The sequence below is a fragment of the Aquitalea sp. ASV15 genome (genome assembly GCF_016429115.1).
Lineage (GTDB): Bacteria > Pseudomonadota > Gammaproteobacteria > Burkholderiales > Chromobacteriaceae > Aquitalea > Aquitalea magnusonii.
The window spans coordinates 1-1,899 of record NZ_JAELTZ010000113.1 but is presented as its reverse complement, the minus strand read 5'-3'; the positions used below and the strand labels follow the sequence as shown (position 1 = coordinate 1,899).

The 1,899-nt window shown below is 66.3% G+C and carries 3 protein-coding genes; all 3 read left to right on the top strand.

Annotation, left to right across the window (positions count from 1 at the left end):
• Positions 1-513: hydroxymethylbilane synthase (locus JHD64_RS21015; protein ID WP_370540994.1), on the top strand; the 513-nt coding region annotated here is incomplete at its 5' end.
• Positions 510-1,250, top strand: a complete 741-nt coding sequence (locus JHD64_RS21010; RefSeq protein ID WP_199055528.1) for a uroporphyrinogen-III synthase — start codon at positions 510-512, stop codon at positions 1,248-1,250. The genes JHD64_RS21015 and JHD64_RS21010, both read left to right, overlap by 4 nt.
• The coding region (locus JHD64_RS21005; protein ID WP_199055526.1) for a uroporphyrinogen-III C-methyltransferase at positions 1,247-1,899 on the top strand (653 nt) is incomplete at its 3' end. The genes JHD64_RS21010 and JHD64_RS21005, both read left to right, overlap by 4 nt.

Below are 1,899 nucleotides of genomic sequence, written 5' to 3'. Positions count from 1 at the left end.
CAACTGGTGATCAAGCCCTTGCGCGGCAATGTGCAAACCCGTCTGCGCAAGCTGGATGACGGCGAGTACGACGCCATCATTCTGGCCGCTGCCGGCCTCAAGCGCCTGGAGCTGCACGACCGTATCCGGTCAGAACTCGCCCCGTCGGAAAGCCTGCCGGCGGCAGGGCAAGGCGCGCTGGGCATCGAGATCCGCGCCGACCGCGCCGACATGCTGGCCCTGCTGCAACCCTTGAACCATCCCGACACCCACGCCTGCGTCAGCGCCGAACGTGCGCTGGCACGCGAACTGGGCGGCAGCTGCCAGGTACCGCTGGGCGCCTTTGCCACCCTCAGCGACGACGTGATCAGCCTGGGCGGCTTTGTGGCGCATCCGGATGGCTCGGTGATGCTGACCGCCGCTGCCAGTGCGCCGCGCCAGTATGCCGACTCGCTGGGCCGCGCCGTGGCCAAACGCCTGCTGGATGATGGCGCCAAGCCATTGATCGACGCCGTACTGAAAGACCAGCAATGACAGCAGCCGGCCGCCGCATCCTGGTGGCCAGACCGGCCGCGCAAAGCGGCCGTTTGCTGACTCTGCTGGCCGATGCCGGCTGGCAGGGACAAGCCTTTCCGGTAATGGACATCCAGCCTCTTGCTGCTGCGCTGGCCCGCCTGCCACAACAAGCTGCACAAGCCGACTGGCTGTTCTTTGTCAGCCCCAGCGCCATCGACATTGCCTGGCCAGCACTACAGCAACAGCCGCTCAAGGCCAGGCTGGCCTGTGTCGGTCAGGCCAGCGCCGGCCGCCTGGCCAGGCTCAGCGGCCAGGACATCCTGTTTCCCACGGCAGGCAGCGACAGCGAAGCCCTGCTGGCCCTGCCCCAGCTGGCCGATGTCGCCGGCCAGCACTGGCTGATCGTGCGCGGCCAGGGTGGCCGTGCCCTGCTGGCTGACACCCTGTGCGCCCGTGGCGCGCAGGTGAGCCTGGCCGAGATCTACCAGCGGGTGGATGGCCGGCCGGACTGGCGCCTGCTGGACGAAGGCCCGCCAGACGCCATGGTGATCACTTCCAGTGAAATGGCCGAGCAATTGTTCAGACTGGCTGGTCCGGCAAGAGCCGGGACGTTACAATGCCTTTTGTATTGTGTGCCGCACCCGCGCATTGCCGAACGATTGCAGGCTCTGGGCGCGACACGCATCGTGACAACCCGGGCCGATGACGATGCGCTCGTCGCCGGCCTCAGAGAATGGTTCTCCCGTCACCCATGAGCGAAACCCAGACTGTCGACACCCCCCGTCCGTCCCGCAAAAAACAGCTGAACCTGGCCTTGCTGGTAGCGCTGGCTGCCCTTGGCCTGTCCGGCTGGCAGCTGTACAGCACCCAGCAGGAACTGACTGCCTCCCGCCAGGAACTGGCAGGCCGGCTGGCTGAAGGCAATGGCGCCTCCAAGGAATTGCGCGGCATGACCGAGCAGGCACTGACCGCCGCCCGCGCCACCGACGCCAAGCTGGCGGTACTGGAAACCCGCGTCAACGAATCCGCCGGCCAGTACGCCACGCTGAACGGCATGTACCAGGAGCTGACCAAGACCCGCTCCGACTGGCTGCTGTCCGAGGTGGAACACACCCTGGCCATTGCCAGCCAGCAGCTGCAACTGGCCGGCAATGTTCCCGCCGCCATCTCCGCACTGCAGATGGTGGATGCCCGCCTGTCCAAATTCGACCAGCCGCAGCTGATCGCGGTGAAAAAAGCCGTGGCCACCGATCTGGAAAAGCTCAAGGCCCTGCCCTATCTTGACACCGTCGGCCTGACCGTCAAGCTGGACCGGCTGATGCTGTCCAGCGACAGCCTGCCGCTGGTGGTGGATGCACATCGCCTGCAAGACAAACGTACCGCCAAGACGCTGCCGGCCAGCGC

Excerpts from the sequence above, each read along its gene's own strand:
- JHD64_RS21010 (WP_199055528.1), top strand. The coding sequence starts at position 510 with ATGACAGCAGCCGGCCGCCGCATCCTGGTGGCCAGACCGGCCGCGCAA.